This window comes from Halomonas sp. PBN3, assembly GCF_000475415.1.
Classification (GTDB): domain Bacteria; phylum Pseudomonadota; class Gammaproteobacteria; order Pseudomonadales; family Halomonadaceae; genus Halomonas; species Halomonas shengliensis.
Genome location: NZ_AXCA01000025.1, coordinates 1 through 17246 on the forward strand (window position 1 = coordinate 1; position 17246 = coordinate 17246).

The 17246-nt window shown below is 69.2% G+C and carries 15 protein-coding genes; 6 read left to right on the top strand and 9 right to left on the bottom strand.

From position 1 onward, the window contains the following. The first annotated feature begins 93 nt into the window (after positions 1-93). Together Q673_RS20995 and Q673_RS21000 are read left to right on the top strand one after the other, a co-directional pair. Positions 94-1302 (top strand): YeeE/YedE family protein, encoded by a 1209-nt coding sequence (locus Q673_RS20995; protein ID WP_023004594.1) that lies wholly within the window; start codon positions 94-96, stop codon positions 1300-1302. Positions 1303-1444: 142 nt separating this feature from the next. Next, complete coding sequence (locus Q673_RS21000; RefSeq protein ID WP_023004595.1) at positions 1445-3124, top strand: NAD-dependent malic enzyme; 1680 nt, start codon at positions 1445-1447, stop codon at positions 3122-3124. Between the two features lie 76 nt (positions 3125-3200). Here the strand turns inward: Q673_RS21000 and acnA are convergent, their stop codons facing one another. Then, the gene (gene acnA / locus Q673_RS21005; RefSeq protein ID WP_023004596.1) at positions 3201-5942 is read right to left on the bottom strand and encodes an aconitate hydratase AcnA; all 2742 of its coding nucleotides are present in this window, start codon (positions 5940-5942) and stop codon (positions 3201-3203) included. Positions 5943-6146: 204 nt separating this feature from the next. Here acnA and Q673_RS21010 point away from each other — a divergent pair, with 204 nt between their 5' ends. Together Q673_RS21010 and trxB are read left to right on the top strand one after the other, a co-directional pair. Further along, positions 6147-6356: a CPXCG motif-containing cysteine-rich protein gene (locus Q673_RS21010; protein WP_023004597.1), complete on the top strand. Its 210-nt coding sequence runs from the start codon at positions 6147-6149 to the stop codon at positions 6354-6356. 119 nt (positions 6357-6475) lie between these two features. Continuing rightward, the gene (gene trxB / locus Q673_RS21015; RefSeq protein WP_023004598.1) at positions 6476-7426 is read left to right on the top strand and encodes a thioredoxin-disulfide reductase; all 951 of its coding nucleotides are present in this window, start codon (positions 6476-6478) and stop codon (positions 7424-7426) included. Between the two features lie 146 nt (positions 7427-7572). Here trxB and Q673_RS21020 read toward each other — a convergent pair whose 3' ends face one another. Further along, a complete protein-coding gene (locus Q673_RS21020; protein WP_023004599.1) occupies positions 7573-7818 on the bottom strand; it encodes a SlyX family protein in 246 nt (81 codons plus the stop codon). A 95-nt stretch (positions 7819-7913) separates the two neighbouring features. On the opposite strand from Q673_RS21020, the gene Q673_RS37150 reads away from it, so the two are divergent. Then, positions 7914-8378 carry a cold-shock protein gene (locus Q673_RS37150; RefSeq protein ID WP_023004600.1) on the top strand — a complete coding sequence of 155 codons (465 nt, stop codon included), beginning with the start codon at positions 7914-7916 and terminating at the stop codon, positions 8376-8378. A 63-nt stretch (positions 8379-8441) separates the two neighbouring features. Here Q673_RS37150 and Q673_RS21030 read toward each other — a convergent pair whose 3' ends face one another. The 7 genes from Q673_RS21030 to map all read right to left on the bottom strand — a co-directional run bounded on the left by Q673_RS21030 (position 8442) and on the right by map (position 16199). After that, positions 8442-8837 carry a hypothetical protein gene (locus Q673_RS21030; protein WP_023004601.1) on the bottom strand — a complete coding sequence of 132 codons (396 nt, stop codon included), beginning with the start codon at positions 8835-8837 and terminating at the stop codon, positions 8442-8444. Between the two features lie 8 nt (positions 8838-8845). Then, positions 8846-10015, bottom strand: a complete 1170-nt coding sequence (gene dapE, locus Q673_RS21035) for a succinyl-diaminopimelate desuccinylase (RefSeq protein WP_023004602.1) — start codon at positions 10013-10015, stop codon at positions 8846-8848. Next, positions 10002-11027 (bottom strand): 2,3,4,5-tetrahydropyridine-2,6-dicarboxylate N-succinyltransferase, encoded by a 1026-nt coding sequence (dapD, locus tag Q673_RS21040; protein WP_023004603.1) that lies wholly within the window; start codon positions 11025-11027, stop codon positions 10002-10004. The genes dapE and dapD overlap by 14 nt, the downstream gene beginning before the upstream one ends. A gap of 50 nt (positions 11028-11077) precedes the next feature. Then, positions 11078-11422 carry an arsenate reductase gene (locus tag Q673_RS21045; protein ID WP_023004604.1) on the bottom strand — a complete coding sequence of 115 codons (345 nt, stop codon included), beginning with the start codon at positions 11420-11422 and terminating at the stop codon, positions 11078-11080. Then, entirely contained in the window at positions 11422-12618 is a 1197-nt protein-coding gene (gene dapC, locus Q673_RS21050; protein WP_023004605.1) for a succinyldiaminopimelate transaminase, read from the bottom strand. Before dapC ends, Q673_RS21045 begins: the two co-directional genes overlap by 1 nt. Before the next feature lie 106 nt (positions 12619-12724). Then, positions 12725-15403, bottom strand: coding sequence for a [protein-PII] uridylyltransferase (locus Q673_RS21055; RefSeq protein ID WP_023004606.1), 2679 nt, complete (start codon positions 15401-15403; stop codon positions 12725-12727). A gap of 4 nt (positions 15404-15407) precedes the next feature. Next, positions 15408-16199, bottom strand: a complete 792-nt coding sequence (gene map, locus Q673_RS21060) for a type I methionyl aminopeptidase (protein ID WP_031217528.1) — start codon at positions 16197-16199, stop codon at positions 15408-15410. Between the two features lie 281 nt (positions 16200-16480). Between map and rpsB the strand changes: the two genes are divergently transcribed. Continuing rightward, the gene (gene rpsB / locus Q673_RS21065; protein WP_023004608.1) at positions 16481-17227 is read left to right on the top strand and encodes a 30S ribosomal protein S2; all 747 of its coding nucleotides are present in this window, start codon (positions 16481-16483) and stop codon (positions 17225-17227) included. Positions 17228-17246 lie beyond the last annotated feature (19 nt).

Sequence of the window (17246 nt, forward strand, 5' to 3'; positions counted from 1 at the left end):
TTGCCGGGGGATACTTACTTCTTTTTCATCTTGAGGCGAGGGCGATACCATGCCGGGTTACCCCTGACCCCGACGACTTCGTGGGAGCCTTCCATGAGTGAACTCGCCCTTTCCCGCCCCGCGCGGGTCTCCGTGCCGGCCATCGCCGCCGGCGCCCTGCTGCTGGGTGCCCTGGCCGTGGGCACCGCCTTCGGCGCGCGTCTCGGCGCCCTGATGGTGGTCGGTGGCCTGCTCGGCATGGTGCTCTACCATGCCGCCTTCGGGTTCACCGCCGCCTGGCGGGTGTTCATCACCGAGCGCCGCGGCCGCGGCCTGCGCGCCCAGATGGTGATGCTGACCATCGCCGTGCTGCTGTTCTTCCCGGCGCTGGGCGCCGGCAGCCTGTTCGGCCAGTCGGTCTATGGGTTCGTGTCGCCCATCGGCGTCTCGGTGATCGTCGGCGCCTTCCTCTTCGGCATCGGCATGCAGCTGGGCGGCGGCTGTGCCTCCGGCACCCTGTTCACCGCCGGCGGCGGCAACGCCCGCATGCTGATCACCCTGCTGTTCTTCATCGTCGGTTCGCTGATCGGTACCGCCCACTTCACCTGGTGGCAGAGCCTGCCCGCCTTCCAGCCGGTCTCCCTGGTGCGGGAGTTCGGCGTCGGCGGCGGCCTGGTGGTCAGCCTGGGACTCTTCGCCGCCATCGCCGCCTTCACCGTGGTCATGGAGAGGCGTCGCCACGGCGGCCTGGAGCGCGCCCCAGTGATCGATGCCGGCAACCGCCGCTGGCTCACCGGCCCCTGGCCGCTGCTGTTCGGCGCCGTGGCCCTGGCGCTGCTCAACTTCGCCACCCTGGCCCTGGCTGGCCGCCCCTGGGGCATCACCTCGGCCTTCGCCCTGTGGGGCGCCAAGGGCTTCGAGGCGCTCGGCGGCGACGTCAGCCAGTGGGGCTACTGGCAGGCCTCCTGGAACGCCGCGGCGCTGGAGGCGACGATCTGGCGCGACATCACCAGCGTGATGAATATCGGCATCCTGGTCGGCGCCCTGATCGCCGCCTCCCTGGCCGGCAAGTTCGCCCCCAGCTTCCGCATCCCGGCCCGGTCGATCGCGGCGGCGGTGATCGGCGGCCTGCTGCTCGGCTACGGCGCGCGCCTGGCCTTCGGCTGCAACATCGGTGCCTACTTCAGCGGCATCGCCTCCGGCAGCCTGCATGGCTGGGTGTGGCTGGTGGCGGCCTTCGCCGGCAACCTGATCGGCGTGCGCCTGCGGCCGTTGTTCTTCACCGGCGAGGCGGCGCGCAAGCCCGCTGCCAAGGGCTGCTGATCGCCGTCGGCGTAGCGTGACCCCCGCCTGCCCCGCGCCCGGCCCTGCCGGGGCGTGGTGATTTCGGGCGTGGTAGAGTGTTCCGAAAAGGCGCCGGCAGAGCGCCCGCGGCCCGTTCCTGTCCACCCGACCGAGAGCAGAGATGACCACCGAGACCAAGCGCCCCCTGTATATTCCCTACGCCGGCCCGCCGCTGCTGGAGATGCCGCTGCTCAACAAGGGCAGTGCCTTCAGCCAAGAGGAGCGCATCGAGTTCAATCTGATCGGCCTGCTGCCCCAATGCGTCGAGACTATCGAGGAGCAGGTGGAGCGGGCCTATCGCCAGTATCAGCAGTGCCAGACCGACCTGGACAAGCACATCTACCTGCGTGCCATCCAGGACGACAACGAGACCCTCTACTACCGGCTGGTCTCGGAACATCTCGAGGAGATGCTGCCGATCATCTACACCCCCACGGTGGGCAAGGCGTGCCAGGAGTTCTCCAACATCTACCGCAACCATCGCGGGCTGTTCATCAACTACGGCGACCGCGACCGCATGGATGACATCCTGCGTTCCTCCACTAAGGACAAGGTGAAGGTGATCGTGGTCACCGACGGCGAGCGCATCCTGGGGCTTGGCGACCAGGGCATCGGCGGCATGGGGATCCCCATCGGCAAGCTCTCCCTCTACACCGCCTGTGGCGGCATCAGTCCCGCCTACACCCAGCCGATCATGCTGGACGTGGGCACCAACAACCAGGCGCTGCTGGACGACCCCATGTACATGGGCTGGCGGCATCCGCGCATCTCCCAGGAGGAGTACGACGCCTTCCTCGCGGAGTTCATCGCCGCGGTGAAGCGCCGCTGGCCCGGCGTGCTGCTGCAGTTCGAGGACTTCGCCCAGGCCAACGCGGTGCCGCTGCTGTCGCGTTACCGCAACGAGCTGTGCTGCTTCAACGACGACGTTCAGGGCACCGCCGCGGTGGTGGTGGGCACCCTGATGGCGGCCTGCCAGGCCCGTGGCGAGGGCATCGCCCAGCAGCGGGTGGTGTTCGTGGGGGCGGGCTCCGCCGGCTGCGGCATCGCCGAGATGGTGGTGGTGGCCATGCAGGCCGAGGGGCTCTCGGAGCAGGAGGCCCGCGCGCGCATCTACATGGTCGACCGCGAGGGCCTGGTCACCGATGACCAGGACTGGCTGCGTGACTTCCAGCGTCGCCTGGCCCACGAGGCCGCGTCGACCGACGGCTGGGACGGCCAGGAGCTGGTGGAGACGATCCGCCAGGTCAAGCCCACGGTGCTGATCGGGGTGTGCGGGCGACCGGGGATCTTCACCGAGGAGGTGGTGCGCACCATGCATGCCGGCTGCGAGATGCCGGTGATCATGCCGCTCTCCAACCCCACCTCCCAGGCCGAGGCGCTGCCCGCGGACGTGATCCGCTGGACCGATGGGGCCGCCCTGGTGGCCACCGGCAGCCCCTTCCCGCCGGTGGAGCACGAGGGACGCTCGATCCCCATCGCCCAGTGCAACAACGCCTACATCTTCCCGGGCATCGGCCTCGGGGTGGTGGCCTCGGGGGCCAGCCGGGTGACCGACGACATGCTGATGGCGGCCTCCCGGGCGCTGGCCCGCGAGGCGCCCATCGTCAAGGAGGGAAAGGGGGCGCTGCTGCCGCCGCTCTCCTGGATCCGCGAGCTCTCCAAGGCGATTGCCTTCGATGTCGCCGGCCAGGCCCAGGGGGAGGGCGTGGCGCTGAAGACCAACGGCATCAAGCTGCGCGAGGCGATCGAGCGCAACAGCTGGACGCCGGAGTATCGGCGCTATCGTCGACGGTCGTTCTGACCCCTACCAAGCTCCGACAAGAAGGCCCTGCCGGGTAACCCGGCAGGGCCTTTTGCTGCGGTACCGAGCGCGGGGCTTAGGCGGCGCCGATCATCTTGCGCAGCACGTAGTGCAGGATGCCGCCGTGGCGGTAGTAGGCTAGCTCGTTGGCGGTGTCGATGCGGCACAGCGCCTCGATCCGCTTCTCGCCCTTGTCGCTCTTGATGGTCACGGTGACCTTGCCGCCCGGGGTGAGCTCGGACAGCCCCTCGATGGAGATCGTCTCGTCACCGGTCAGGCCCAGGGTCTGGCGGCTCTCGCCCTCCGGGAACTGCAGCGGCACCACGCCCATGCCGATCAGGTTGGAGCGGTGGATGCGCTCGTAGGACTCGGCCAGCACCGCGCGCACGCCGAGCAGCCGGGTGCCCTTGGCGGCCCAGTCGCGGGAGGAGCCGGTGCCGTACTCCTTGCCGGCCACCACCACCAGCGGCGTCCCCTCCTGCTGGTAGCGCATGGCGGCGTCGTAGATCGCCATCTGCTCGCCCGAGGGCACGTGGCGGGTCTCGCCGCCGACCACGCCGTCTAGCATCTCGTTCTTGATGCGCACGTTGGCGAAGGTGCCGCGCATCATGATCTCGTGGTTGCCGCGCCGCGAGCCGTAGGAGTTGAAGTCCACCGGCTTGACGCCGTGCTCCTGCAGGTAGCGCCCGGCGGGGCTGTCGGGCTTGATGGCGCCGGCGGGCGAGATATGGTCGGTGGTCACCGAGTCGCCCAGCATGGCCAGGATGCGGGCCTCCTTGACGTCCTCGATGGCGTCGGGCTCGCGGCCCATCCCCTCGAAGAAGGGCGGGTGCTGGATGTAGGTGGACTCGGGCCACTCGTAGACCTGGCTCTCGGGCACCTTGATGGCCTTCCACACCTCGTCGCCGTCGAACACCTCGGCGTACTCCTTGGAGAACATCGCGGTGTTGACCTGGGCCACCGCCTCGGCGATCTCCGCCTGGCTGGGCCAGATGTCCTTGAGGTAGACCGGCTCGCCGTCGCTGCCGGTACCGAGGGGATCCCGGGTCAGGTCGCAGCGCACGTTGCCGGCCAGGGCGTAGGCCACCACCAGGGGCGGTGAGGCCAGCCAGTTGGTCTTGACCAGCGGGTGCACCCGGCCCTCGAAGTTGCGGTTGCCGGAGAGCACCGAGGCCACGGTGAGGTCGCCCTCGTCGATGGCCCTCTCGATGGCCTCGGGGAGCGGGCCGGAGTTGCCGATGCAGGTGGTGCAGCCGTAGCCCACCAGGTTGAAGCCCAGCGCGTCCAGGTCCTCGTTGAAGCCGCCGGCGGCCAGGTAGTCGGTCACCACCTTGGAGCCGGGGGCCAGCGAGGTCTTGACCCAGGGCCGGGTGGCGAGCCCCTTCTCACGGGCCTTGCGGGCCAGCAGGCCGGCGGCCATCATCACGCTGGGGTTGGAGGTGTTGGTGCAGGAGGTGATGGCGGCGATCACCACATCGCCCGGGTCGAGCTTGAAGCGCTCGCCGTCGAGGTCGACGTCCTGGCTGTCGGCGTGCTCATAGCTGCGCTCGACGCCCACCGCGGTCTGGCCGCCCTCGGACATCAGCTTGCCCTCCTCGGTGGAGGAGAGCGGCTTGCCGTCGTCCTCCATCACCTTCTCGAAGGCGGTCTGCATGTCCTTCAGCGCGACGCGGTCCTGGGGCCGCTTGGGGCCGGCCAGGCTGGCTTCCACCTCGCCCATGTCCAGCGCCAGGGTGTCGCTGAAGACCGGCTCGTCGCCGGGCTCGCGCCACAGCCCCTGGGCCTTGCTGTAGGCCTCCACCAGGGCGATCTGGGCGTCGTCGCGGCCGGTCAGACGCAGGTAGTTGAGGGTCTCGTCATCGACCGGGAAGAAGCCGCAGGTGGCGCCGTACTCGGGGGCCATGTTGGCGATGGTGGCACGGTCGGCCAGCGGCAGGTCCTTGAGGCCGTCGCCGTAGAACTCCACGAACTTGCCCACCACGCCACGCTTGCGCAGCATCTCGGTGACGGTGAGCACCAGGTCGGTGGCGGTGATGCCTTCACGCAGCTTGCCGGTGAGCTTGAAGCCCACCACCTCGGGGATCAGCATGGAGACCGGCTGGCCGAGCATGGCGGCCTCGGCCTCGATGCCGCCCACGCCCCAGCCGAGCACGCCCAGGCCGTTGATCATGGTGGTGTGGGAGTCGGTGCCCACCAGGGTGTCGGGGTAGGCGAGGGTCCTGCCGTCCTCCTCCTTGGTCCACACCGTCTTGCCCAGGTACTCCAGGTTGACCTGGTGGCAGATGCCGGTGCCCGGCGGCACCACGCGGAAGTTGTCGAACGCCTGCTGACCCCAGCGCAGGAACTCGTAGCGCTCGCGGTTGCGCTCCATCTCCAGGGCGACGTTGTCCTTGAAGGCGGTGGGGGTGCCGAACTTGTCCACCATCACCGAGTGGTCGATGACCAGGTCCACCGGCGAGAGGGGGTTGATGCGGGCCGGGTCCTCGCCCAGGCGCTGCACGGCGGCGCGCATGGAGGCCAGGTCGACCACCCCGGGCACCCCGGTGAAGTCCTGCATCAGCACCCGCGCCGGGCGGTAGCCGATCTCGCGGTCGGAACGCCCCTCGCGCTGCCAGTCGACCAGCGCCTGCATGTCCTCGCGGGCGACGCTCTCGTCATCGGCGAAGCGCAGCTGGTTCTCCAGCAGGATCTTCAGGGTCTTGGGCAGCCGCTCGATGTTGCCCAGCGCCTCGGCGGCCTTGCCCAGGCTGTGGTAGTGGTAGGTGTGGCCACCGGCCTCGAGGGTCTGCAGGGTATCGGGGGTGGAGTCGGTACTCATCGAAGTCCTCCTCATCGCGGAGTGTGAACGAACCTTCCTGGTCGTGTGAGTGTATATGGTCATGATAGGCGCCCTTTTCAATGGTTGCCTGACCCTGGCGACCACTCCGGCAGGCAGTGCTTGAAACCTCGGGCACCCGCCGCCATGTCACCGAGTCAGTGTCCACCCATTCGATGACGGGCCGACGACGCCCGGGGAGCCAGGATGCATGAGCAGGAACTGATCCCGCGGCGGGTGCGCTGCCCCTACTGCGACGCCCCCTTCGACCTGCTGCTGGACCCCTCCCAGGGCAGCCAGCTGACCTGGGAGGATTGCCATGTGTGCTGCGCGCCGATCCAGGTGCGCATCGAGGCCGACCCTGCCGATCCCGAGGCGCTGGCGGTCAGCCTGGGCCGCGACGACGAGGTGCTGTAGAGCGTCCTGCTGGCGCGTGACGACGCCTCACGCCTGACGGGCCGCGGGGGCCGCGGGGGCCACCTGCGGCTGCTACAATGGCGCCACTTTCCAGAATGCGACAGTCACGAGGATTCTCCATGAGCGATGCGCGTCACGAACGCCTGATCATTCTCGGCTCCGGCCCGGCGGGCTACACCGCCGCGGTCTACGCCGCCCGTGCCAACCTCAAGCCGCTGCTGATCACCGGCATGCAGGCCGGCGGCCAGCTCACCACCACCACCGATGTGGACAACTGGCCCGGCGACGACACCGGTGTCCAGGGGCCGGAGCTGATGGAGCGCATGAAGCGCCATGCCGAGCGCTTCGATACCGAGGTGCTCTTCGACCATATCCATGAGGTCGAGCTGCGCAGCCGGCCCTTCACCCTCAAGGGCGACGCCGGAACCTACACCTGCGACGCCCTGGTCATCGCCACCGGGGCGAGCGCCCGCTACCTGGGGCTGCCGTCGGAGCAGCAGTTCATGGGGCAGGGGGTCTCGGCCTGCGCCACCTGTGACGGTTTCTTCTACCGCAACCAGGAGGTGGTCGTGGTGGGCGGCGGCAATACCGCCGTGGAGGAGGCGCTCTATCTCGCCAACATCGCCTCGAAGGTGACCCTGGTGCACCGTCGCGACAGCCTGCGGGCCGAGAAGATCCTCCAGGACAAGCTCTTCCAGAAGGCGGAGGAGGGCAAGGTGGTACTGGAGTGGAACCATACCCTGGATGAGGTGCTGGGCGACAACACCGGGGTGACCGGCGTGCGCCTGAAGTCCACCGACACCGGCGAGACCAAGGAGCTCCAGGTGCCGGGCGTGTTCATCGCCATCGGCCACAGCCCCAACACCGGCATCTTCGAGGGGCAACTTGATATGGCCGGCGGCTATATCAAGGTGAAGTCCGGCCTCGACGGCAATGCCACCGCCACCAGCGTGCCGGGCGTGTTCGCCGCCGGCGACGTCATGGACCATGTCTACCGCCAGGCCATCACCTCCGCCGGCAGCGGCTGCATGGCCGCCCTGGACGCCGAGCGCTACCTGGACGAGCTGTAAGCGCCCAGTGACGAGCGACAAGCACCAAGCCGCTCAGTGACGGGCGGCCGGTGTCGAGGCAACAGACAAGAAACCCCGCCGGGTAGTCGATTCGGCGGGGTTTCTTGTTGTCGCCGGCCACGACGGGGGCACCATCTCGCTCGGCGCTAGTAATGCGGCGGCAGCTCGTCCTCGGGGCGAGGTTGTGCCGCATCTCCCTCCTGCAGCGCCTGCTGCTGCTCGCGGAGCTTCTGCTGCATCAGGTCGTTGATGCGCTCCAGCCGGGCGAGCCGCCGTTCCTGGGTGGCGACGGCCTCGTCAAGGGTGTCGAGCCAGTGCTCCTGGTAGGCGATCCGGCTCTCCAGAGCCTCCAGGCGTGCCTCCAGCGCCTCGGGCGCCGTCGCCGTGCTCATGCTAGAATCCTGCCGCTGCGTGTCACCGTTCACCGTGGCACCTTCCCGTGATTGCTGTTGTCGTTCATCACCCAACAAGAGAGTCATTCGAGTCCATGAATCGCAAGGTCATGTTTCGTTGCACCCTGGTCAGCCTGCTGCTCGCCGCCCCGGCGCCGCTGCTGATCGCCCTGTTCATCCACCTGGCCGGCGGCGCCCTCTCCGAGGCACTGTTCGAGAGCCTCGCCATCGGCGGCGTCGCCGTGGTCTATGCCGCCGCAGCCGTGGCGGTCTTCCTGCTGCTGCTGCTCGGCACCCTGGCGGTCAATGTCCTCACCCCGCAGCTGGTCAACCTGGCCGAGGTCGAGAGCGACGACCGTGAGTTCGGCGAGGTGAAGTGGTTCAACGTCAATAAGGGCTACGGCTTCATCACCCGCGACAGCGGGGAAGATGTCTTCGTCCACTTCCGTGCCATCCGCGGGCGCGGCCATCGCACCCTGGCCGAGGGGCAGAAGGTGCGCTACCACATCATCGAGAACGAGCGGGGGCTGCAGGCCGACGATGTCACGGTGATCACCTGACGTTCGCCAGCTCCTGCCGTCCCTGACCAGCGCCCCGCCTCGTGCGGGGCGCTGTCGTTGTGGCTACCGGCCGGAGTCGGGCCAGTCGATCTCTGCCTCGCTGCCGTCCGGCAGCACCCGCAGGAAGCGGTCGGGGTCGTCGCCGGGCTGCCAGCCGCCCAGCGAGCAGCGCACCTCGCAGGCCAGCCGGGCCGCCGCGGCCCGGGCACAGGCGGCGTCGCTCTCCCAGGGGGTGTGGGGGCTGTCGAACCACAGGCTGGCGTAGCCGTCGGCGGCGCGCTCCACCAGCAGCACCGGGATCTCGTGGTCGCCCAGGCGGCCGCGGGTACGCCACTTGCCCTTGCCGGCAGGCGCCAGGGGGGCGGCGGCGAGGGTGTCGCCGAGCCAGTCGTTAAGCGCGTCCTGCGGCGCCTGGGCCAGGTAGACCTCGATGTCGGGATAGCGGGCTTCGCTTGCCATGGGGCTCCTCAGGGGCGGGCGCCGTCGATGAACAGGTGCGTCATGATCGCCTCGTAGACCCGGCTCAGGGTGTCGAGGTCGGCGGCAGGCACGCGCTCGTTGACCTGGTGGATGGTGGCGTTGAGGGGGCCCAGCTCCACCACCTGGCTGCCCAGGGTGGCGATGAAGCGGCCGTCCGAGGTGCCGCCCGAGGTGGAGAGCTCCGGGGTGTGGCCGGTGACCTGCTCGACCCCGCGCAGCGCCGCCTCCACCAGCTCGCCCTCGGCGGTGAGGAAGGGCTCGCCGTTGAGCGTCCAGTCCAGCTCGTAGTCCAGGCCGTGGGCGTCGAGGATCGCCTCGGTGCGCGAGCGGAGCTCCTCGTCGGTCACCTCGGTGGAGAAGCGGAAGTTGAACACCACCTCCACCTCACCGGGGATGACGTTGGTGGCGCCGGTGCCGGCACGCACGTTGGAGACCTGGAAGCTGGTGGCCGGGAAGAAGGCGTTGCCAGCGTCCCAGTGCTCCCGCGCCAGGGCGTCGAGCGCCGGCAGCGCCTGGTGGATGGGGTTGCGCGCCAGGTGGGGGTAGGCCACGTGGCCCTGGATGCCGCGGATGTGCAGTACCCCGCCCAGGGAGCCGCGCCGGCCGTTCTTGATCACGTCGCCGAGGCGCGCGGTGGAGGAGGGCTCGCCGACGATGCAGTAGTCGAGCCGCTCATGGCGCTCGCGCAGCTGCTCGACCACGGCGCGGGTGCCGTCCACCGCGGGGCCCTCCTCGTCGGAGGTGATCAGGAAGCCGAGCCGCCCGTGGTGGTCGGGGTGGGCGGCGAGGAAGCGCTCCACCGCCGTGATCATGGCCGCCAGGCTGCCCTTCATGTCGGCGGCGCCGCGGCCGCGCAGCATGCCCTCGTCGTCGATGCAGGGCGCGAAGGGCGGGAAGTCCCAGCGGGTGTGGGGGCCGCTCGGCACCACGTCGGTGTGCCCGGCGAAGGCCAGCAGCGGGCCGTGGTGGCCGCGGGTGGCCCAGAAGTTCTCGACGTCGCCGAAGGGCAGGCGCTCGACGTGGAAGCCGAGCGCCTCGAGGCGCTCGATCATCAAGGCCTGGCAGCCCAGGTCGTCCGGCGTCACCGAGGGGCGTGCCAGCAGGTCGAAGGCGAGCCGCAGGGTGGGCGAGAGGTCGCCGGGATCAGTTGTGGGCATGCAGCGCCTCGTTGAGCGCGATGGCGCTCTTGTTGGTGAGGCACTCGATGCGGCCGTTCTGGGAGTTGCGGCGCAGCAGCAGGTCGTCCTGGTTGGCCAGCTCGCGGGCGGCCACGGTCTTGACCTCCTGGCCCTGGTCGTCGAGCAGGGTGACCTTGGCGCCGGCGGTGATATAGAGGCCCGCCTCCACGGTGCAGCGGTCGCCCAGCGGGATGCCGATGCCGGCGTTGGCGCCGATCAGGCAGCCCTCACCCACCTTGATCACGATGTTGCCGCCGCCGGAGAGGGTGCCCATGGTGGAGCAGCCGCCGCCGAGGTCCGAGCCCTTGCCCACCATCACGCCGGCGGAGATGCGGCCCTCGATCATGCCGGGGCCCTCGGTGCCGGCGTTGAAGTTGACGAAGCCCTCATGCATCACCGTGGTGCCCTCGCCCAGGTAGGCGCCCAGGCGCACCCGGGCGGTGTCGCCGATGCGTACGCCGCCAGGCACCACGTAGTCGGTCATCTTGGGGAACTTGTCGACGCAGTCCACCGAGAGGTGGCGGCCGGCCAGGCGCGCCTTGAGGCGGCGGGCGGGCAGCTCCTGGACATCGATGGCGCCCTCGTTGGTCCAGGCGACGTTGCGCAGCAGGCCGAACATGCCGGTGAGGTCGAGGCCATGGGGCTTGACCAGGCGGTGGGAAAGCAGGTGCAGCTTGAGGTAGACCTCGGGCGCGCTCTGCGGCGGCAGGTCCTCGGCCAGGAACATCGCCACCAGCGGGCGCTGGGCACCGGCGAAGGCCTCGGCCAGCTCGGCCTGTTCGGCGTGGCCCGCGGCCTTCAGCGCCCCGGCCAATTCGGCGCACTGCTCGGGCAGGAAGCTTACCGCGGCGTTGCCTTCGGGCACGTCCAGCACCTGCTTGACCGCCGCGATCAGGCCGTCGTCGGGGTTAAGCAGCGGTGCCGGGTAGTAGATCTCCAGCCAGTCGCCCTGGGTGTTCTGGGTGCCGGTTCCGAGTGCAAAGCTCAGCATGTCGAGGGTCCTCGTGCGTCGAGTGGGAAGAGGGGGAGTCGGGAAGGGCGTCAGCCCTTGATGTCGTCGTAGTCGCCGTCGCGGAAGCCCACGCGGATCTCGTCACCGGTGTCCAGCAGCGGGCGCTTGAGCAGGGTGGGGTGGGCCAGCAGCAGCTCGCGGGCCCGGTTGGCGTCCATCGCCTGCTTCTCCTCCTCGGGGAGGTTGCGCCAGGTGGTGCTGCGCTTGTTGAGCGCGGTGAGCACCGGCACCTTCTCCAGGATGTGCTCGAGCAGTGCCGCGGAGAGGCCATCCTCGCGCAGGTCGTGGTACTGGTAGGGGATGCCGGAGTGGTCCAGCGCCTTGCGGGCGCGGCGACAGGTGTCGCAGTTCTTGATGCCGTACAGGGTGATCATCACAGCCTCCTCTCGATGACGTCGCGGATGCGGCGGGCCGCCTCGACGGTGGCCTCGACCTCGGCCACCAGCGCCAGGCGCACCCGGCCGCGGCCGGGGTTGGCGCCGCTGGCGGCTCGGCCCATGTAGCTGCCAGGGAGCACGCTGACATGGGCCTGGGTGAAGAGCTCGCGGGCGAAGGCCTCGTCGTCGCCCCCCGGGACCGCCGGCCACAGGTAGAAGCTCGCCTCGGGGGTGGGGAAGTCCAGCACCGGGGCGAGGATCTCGGTCACCGCGGCGAACTTCGCGCGGTAGGCCTCGCGGTTGGTACGCACGTGGGCCTCGTCGTTCCAGGCGGCGATGGCGGCGTGCTGTACGGGGAGCGCCATGGCACAGCCGTGGTAGGTGCGGTAGCGCCGGAAGGGGGCGATCAGCGCGGCGTCGCCGGCCACGAAACCGGAGCGCAGCCCCGGCAGGTTGGAGCGCTTGGAGAGCGAGTGGAACACCAGGCAGCGGCGGTAGTCGTGGCGGCCGAGCGCCGCGCAGGCCTGAAGCAGCCCCGGCGGCGGGGCGGCCTCGTCCAGGTAGAGCTCCGAGTAGCACTCGTCCGAGGCGATGATGAAGTCATGCTCATCCGCCAGGGCGATGAGTCGCTTGAAGTCATCGAGCGGCGTCACCGCGCCGGTGGGGTTGCCCGGCGAGCAGAGGAACAGGACCTGCACCTCGCGCCAGGTGGCGGCGGGCACGGCGTCGAGGTCGGGACGGAAGCCGTTCTCGGCTCGGCAGTCCAGGAAGAGCGGCTCGCCGCCGGCCAGCAGGGTGGCGCCCTCGTAGATCTGGTAGAAGGGGTTGGGCATCGCCACCTGGGCCGGGCGCGTGCGGTCCAGCGCCGCCTGCACGAAGGCGAAGATCGCCTCGCGGGTGCCGTTGACCGGCAGCACCTGGGTCTCGGGATCCAGCCCGGCGAGCCCGAAGCGCCGCGTGGCCCAGCCACCGATCGCCTCGCGCAGCGCGGGAAGCCCGGCGGTGGCCGGGTAGCGGGCGAAGTCGGTCTGGTGGGCGTGCAGCGCCTCGAGCGCCGCGGGGTAGGGCGCGTGCTGCGGCTCGCCGATGGTCAGCGGGATGTGCGCGAGCCCCGCGGGGGGCGTGAGGCCCGCCTTGAGGGCGGCGAGCCGCTCGAAGGGGTAGGGCTTGAGGGCGTCGAGGTCGGGATTCATGGGCGTCCAGGCGCGCCGCGTCGGCCGTGGCCTCGGGCGTCGTCGTTATCAGGGTGGTGAGCCGTTGTCGGAAGGGGCTCGATTATAGGGAAGCCCGGGAGAGGCCTCAAACGTCGAGCTCCTCCACCAGGCGCTTGCGCAGGCGCGCCTGGCGCTCGGGGTCGGTGAGAGGGTGGCCGGCCTTGTCGGTGATGAAGAAGACGTCCTCCACCTTCTCGCCGAGGGTGGCGATCTTGGCCGCGGAGAGGGCGATGTCCTGCTCCATGAAGATGCGTCCGACCCGGGCCAGCAGGCCGGGGCGGTCCGGGGCGATCAGTTCCAGCAGGGTGCGCTCGTTGGCCGGGTCCTGCTCGATGATCACCTCGGTGGGCACCTTGAAGTGCCTGAGCTGGCGCGGCGTGTGGCGGGTGACGATCTGCGGGTAGTCGTCGGGGTCGTCGAGCTCCTCCACCAGGTGGGCGCGGATCTCCTCCAGGCGCTCGGGGTCGCGGATGGCGCGGCCCTGGTCGTCGAGCACGATGAAGGTGTTGAGCGTCCAGTCGTTGCTGGAGGTGGCGATGCGGGCGTCGTGGATGGAGAGGCCGAGCTGGTCCAGGGCGGCGGCGGTGGCGGCGAAGAGGTCATCCACCGAGCGGGTGTGGATGAACACCTTGGTACCGCCTTCGGCCATGTCCTCGGCCGGGGCGCCGAGCAGGATCAGCGGCAGCTGGCTGTCGCCATGGGCGAGGATGCCCTGGGTCTGCCAGGCGATCTCGCTGGGGGCGTACTGCAGGAAGTAGTCCTCGCCCAGCGACTCCCACAGCTGCTGGACCCGGGACATCTCGGCGCCCACCGCGGCGAGCAGAGAGAGCGCCTCGTCACGGGTCTCGTTGACCCAGTCGTTGCGCTCCAGCGGGTTCTCCAGGCCACGGCGCAGGGCGCGCTTGGTCTCGGCGTGCAGCTGGCGCAGCAGCGAGGCGCGCCAGCCGTTCCACAGCGTTGGGTTGGTGGCGTTGATGTCGGCTACGGTGAGCACGTAGAGGTAGTCCAGCCGCGTCTCGTCCCCCACCAGGCGGGCGAACTCGGCGATCACGTCGGGGTCGGTGATGTCGCGCTTCTGGGCCACCATGGACATGGTCAGGTGGTGCTCCACCAGCCAGCTCACCAGGCGGGTGTCCCGGGGCGAGAGGCCGTGACGCTCGGCGAAGGCCTCGACGTCCCGGGCGCCGAGCAGCGAGTGGTCGCCGCCGCGCCCCTTGCCGATGTCATGGTAGAGGCCGGCGATCCACAGCAGCTCGAGCTTGGGCAGCTGGTGGATGACGTTGGCGGCCACCGGGAAGGTCTCCCGGGCCTCGGGCTTGCGGAAGCCGTGGATGAACTTCAGCAGGTGCAGGGTGTGGGCGTCCACCGTGTAGATGTGGAAGAGGTCGTGCTGCATCAGCCCCACGGCGCGGCCGAACTCGGGCAGGTACTTGCCCAGCACTCCGTAGCGGTTCATGCGCCGCAGCTGGCGGGCCACGTTGCCGCCGGAGCGCAGCAGCTCCATGAACAGGCTCTGGTGGCGCACGTCGTCGCGGTAGAGGTCGTCGATCAGGTGGCGGTGGTCGCGGATCAAGCGGATGGTGTCGGCGCGCACCCCCTCGATCTCCGGGTGCTCGGCCATCAGCAGGAAGAGCTCCAGCAGCGCCGAGGGACGGTCGCGGAAGACGGTGCGCGAGCGCGCCTGGATATAGCCGTCCTTGATCTCGAAGCGCTCGTTGAGGGGCGCCACCGGCAGGGTCTCGCCGGCGTGGAGGATCGCCTCATCGAAGTGCTGCAGCAGCATGTCGTTGAGTCCCGCCAGCGCCGTGACGTGGCGGTAGTAGCGCTTCATGAACTGCTCGACAGCGAGGCGCTCGGGGGTGTCGCGGAAGCCGAACAGCTCGGCGATGGTGCGCTGGTGGTCGAACAGCAGGCGGTCCTCGGCGCGGCCGGTGAGCATGTGCAGGGCGTAGCGCACCTGCCACAGGAAGGCCTGGCCCTGGCTGAGGATGCGCAGCTCCGGGTCGTTCATGAAGCCGGCGGCCACTAGGTCTTCGTAGCGCTCGCTGCCGAAGTGGCGTTTGGCCACCCAGCCGATCATCTGGATGTCACGCAGCCCGCCGGGGGCGCTCTTGATGTTGGGCTCGAGGAGGTACTCGGAGTTGTTGTGGCGATAGTGGCGGCTGATCTGCTCCTGCCACTTGGCCTCGAAGAAGCGGTCGGCGGGCCACAGCCGCTCCGGCGCCAGGCGCGCCTTCATCGCCTCGCGCAGCCGCTCGGGACCCGCCACGGTGCGGCTCTCCAGCAGATTGGTGATCACCGTGACGTCGGCCTCGGCCTCGCGCTCGCAGTCGGCCAGCGAGCGCACGCTGTGGCCGATCTCCAGGCCGATGTCCCACAGGAAGGTGATGAAGGCGGTCAGCGACTCCCGGTAGGGGGCGTCGTCGTCCTCCTCGAGCAGCAGCAGCAGGTCGACGTCGGAGTGGGGGTGCAGCTCGCCGCGGCCGTAGCCGCCCACGGCGAGCAGGGCGAGGCCGTCGCCTTCGGGCCAGGCCTGCTGCTCCCAGGCCACCGCCAGCAGCCGGTCGAGGCACCAGGCGCGCCCGTGGACCAGGTCGCGGATGTCGGCGCCGTCGCGGAAGCGCGCGTCGAGCCTGGCCTGGAGCTCGCCCAGTGCCGCCTTGAAGGGGGCGATGGGCGAGCGGCTGCCGGCGAGCTCCTCGCGGAAGGCCGCCACGTCGAACAGCGTCTCGTCCGGCGTGAAGCGGTAGTGGTGGAGCAGCATGGGCTCAGCGCTCGAGGAAGGAGAGGTCTTCGTCGCGGCGGGCGGTCAGCACCTCGACCCCCGTCTCGGTGACCAGCAGGGTGTGTTCCCACTGGGCGGAGAGGCTGCGGTCGCGGGTCACCGCGGTCCAGCCGTCGCGCAGCACCTTGGTGCGATAGCCGCCGACGTTGATCATCGGCTCGATGGTCAGGCACATGCCCGGGGCGAGCGCGATATCGGCCTCGGGGGCGTAGCCATCGTAGTGCAGCACCTGCGGGTCCTCGTGGAAGCTGGCGCCGATCCCGTGGCCGCAGAAGTCGCGTACCACCGAGTAGCCGCTGGCCTCGGCGTGCTGCTGGATGACGCGGGCCAGTTCCGAGAGGTGAACCCCCGGGCGCACCAGGGCGATGCTCTTGTAGAGACACTCCTGGGTGACGCGGCACAGGCGCTCGCCCTGGATGGTCTCGCCGATCACGAACATCACGCTGGAGTCGCCGTGGTAGCCGTCGGCGGTCTTCACGGTGATGTCCAGGTTCATGATGTCGCCGTTCTTGAGCTTCTTGGCATCATCCGGGATGCCGTGGCACACCACGTGGTTGATGGAGGTGCACACCGACTTGGGGAAGCCGTGGTAGTCCAGCGGGGCGGGGGTGGAGCCCAGCTCGTCGACGATGTAGGCGTGGCAGAGGCGGTCGATCTCGCCGGTGGTGATGCCGGCCGTCACATGGGGGGTGATCATCTCGATCACGCTGGCGGCCTGACGGCCCGCCTCGCGCATCTTCTCGATCTCGTCGGGCGTCTTGATGGGTACGTTCATGGAGTCTCTGAGTCGGGGGTGGGGCAGCCCGCGCCGGGTGGGGAAGGGGGCGGGCGACTTCATCTCGGCGTCATTCCATGGTATAAAGCCGCGCGCCTTCCTGCAATCGCCGAGCCCGCTACCTTAGCGAGCCGGCGTTCACGATGGCGTCAATCAATGTAACGCCTTGAAAACACACATGCACCGGCACATGGTCCCGGGTGCTGTCGCGTTTCTCGCGAGCGTGGCGGTCGGATCCATGGGGTGCATGGAGGCCTAACCCGATTTTCCAGGAGTCATCCATGGCACACGTCAACATGCGTGACCTGCTCAAGGCAGGTGCTCACTTCGGTCACCAGACCAAGTACTGGAACCCGAAGATGAGCAAGTTCATCTTCGGCGCCCGCAACAAGATCCACATCATCAACCTCGAGTACACCCTGCCGGCCCTCAACGAGGCGATCGACGTGGTCGAGAAGATGGCGGCGGCCAACAACAAGATCCTGTTCGTCGGCACCAAGCGCAGCGCGAGCAAGATCATCAAGGAAGAAGCGACCCGCGTCGGTCAGCCGTTCGTCAACCATCGCTGGCTCGGCGGCATGCTGACCAACTACAAGACCATCCGCGTTTCCATCAAGCGCCTGGGTGAGCTCGAGGCGATGCATCAGGACGGCACCTTCGAGAAGCTGACCAAGAAGGAAGTGCTGATGGCGACCCGCGAGCAGGCCAAGCTCGAGCGGTCCGTGGGCGGCATCAAGGAGATGGGCGGTCTGCCCGACGCCCTGTTCGTGATCGATGTCGACCATGAGCGCATCGCCATCAACGAGGCGAACAAGCTGGGCATTCCGGTCATCGGCGTGGTGGACACCAACTCCGACCCGGACGGCGTCGACTACGTGATCCCCGGCAACGATGACTCCATCCGCGCCATCCAGATCTACGTCAAGGCTATCGCCGATGCCTGTGCGCGCGCCAAGGAAGGTCGTCCCGACGAGTTCGTCGAGGTGACCGAAGAGCCCGCCCAGGAAGGCGACGCCGCCGCCGAGTGATCGCGGCCCGGGGCCGGCG

Coding starts and splice junctions, on each gene's coding strand:
- Q673_RS20995 (WP_023004594.1), top strand. CDS start 94: ATGAGTGAACTCGCCCTTTCCCGCCCCGCGCGGGTCTCCGTGCCGGCC.
- dapD (WP_023004603.1), bottom strand. CDS start 11,027: ATGCTGAGCTTTGCACTCGGAACCGGCACCCAGAACACCCAGGGCGAC.
- Q673_RS21020 (WP_023004599.1), bottom strand. CDS start 7,818: ATGAGCACGGCGACGGCGCCCGAGGCGCTGGAGGCACGCCTGGAGGCT.
- dapC (WP_023004605.1), bottom strand. CDS start 12,618: ATGAATCCCGACCTCGACGCCCTCAAGCCCTACCCCTTCGAGCGGCTC.
- Q673_RS37150 (WP_023004600.1), top strand. CDS start 7,914: ATGAATCGCAAGGTCATGTTTCGTTGCACCCTGGTCAGCCTGCTGCTC.
- Q673_RS21000 (WP_023004595.1), top strand. CDS start 1,445: ATGACCACCGAGACCAAGCGCCCCCTGTATATTCCCTACGCCGGCCCG.
- rpsB (WP_023004608.1), top strand. CDS start 16,481: ATGGCACACGTCAACATGCGTGACCTGCTCAAGGCAGGTGCTCACTTC.
- acnA (WP_023004596.1), bottom strand. CDS start 5,942: ATGAGTACCGACTCCACCCCCGATACCCTGCAGACCCTCGAGGCCGGT.
- Q673_RS21010 (WP_023004597.1), top strand. CDS start 6,147: ATGCATGAGCAGGAACTGATCCCGCGGCGGGTGCGCTGCCCCTACTGC.
- trxB (WP_023004598.1), top strand. CDS start 6,476: ATGAGCGATGCGCGTCACGAACGCCTGATCATTCTCGGCTCCGGCCCG.
- map (WP_031217528.1), bottom strand. CDS start 16,199: ATGAACGTACCCATCAAGACGCCCGACGAGATCGAGAAGATGCGCGAG.
- Q673_RS21045 (WP_023004604.1), bottom strand. CDS start 11,422: ATGATCACCCTGTACGGCATCAAGAACTGCGACACCTGTCGCCGCGCC.
- dapE (WP_023004602.1), bottom strand. CDS start 10,015: ATGCCCACAACTGATCCCGGCGACCTCTCGCCCACCCTGCGGCTCGCC.
- Q673_RS21055 (WP_023004606.1), bottom strand. CDS start 15,403: ATGCTGCTCCACCACTACCGCTTCACGCCGGACGAGACGCTGTTCGAC.
- Q673_RS21030 (WP_023004601.1), bottom strand. CDS start 8,837: ATGGCAAGCGAAGCCCGCTATCCCGACATCGAGGTCTACCTGGCCCAG.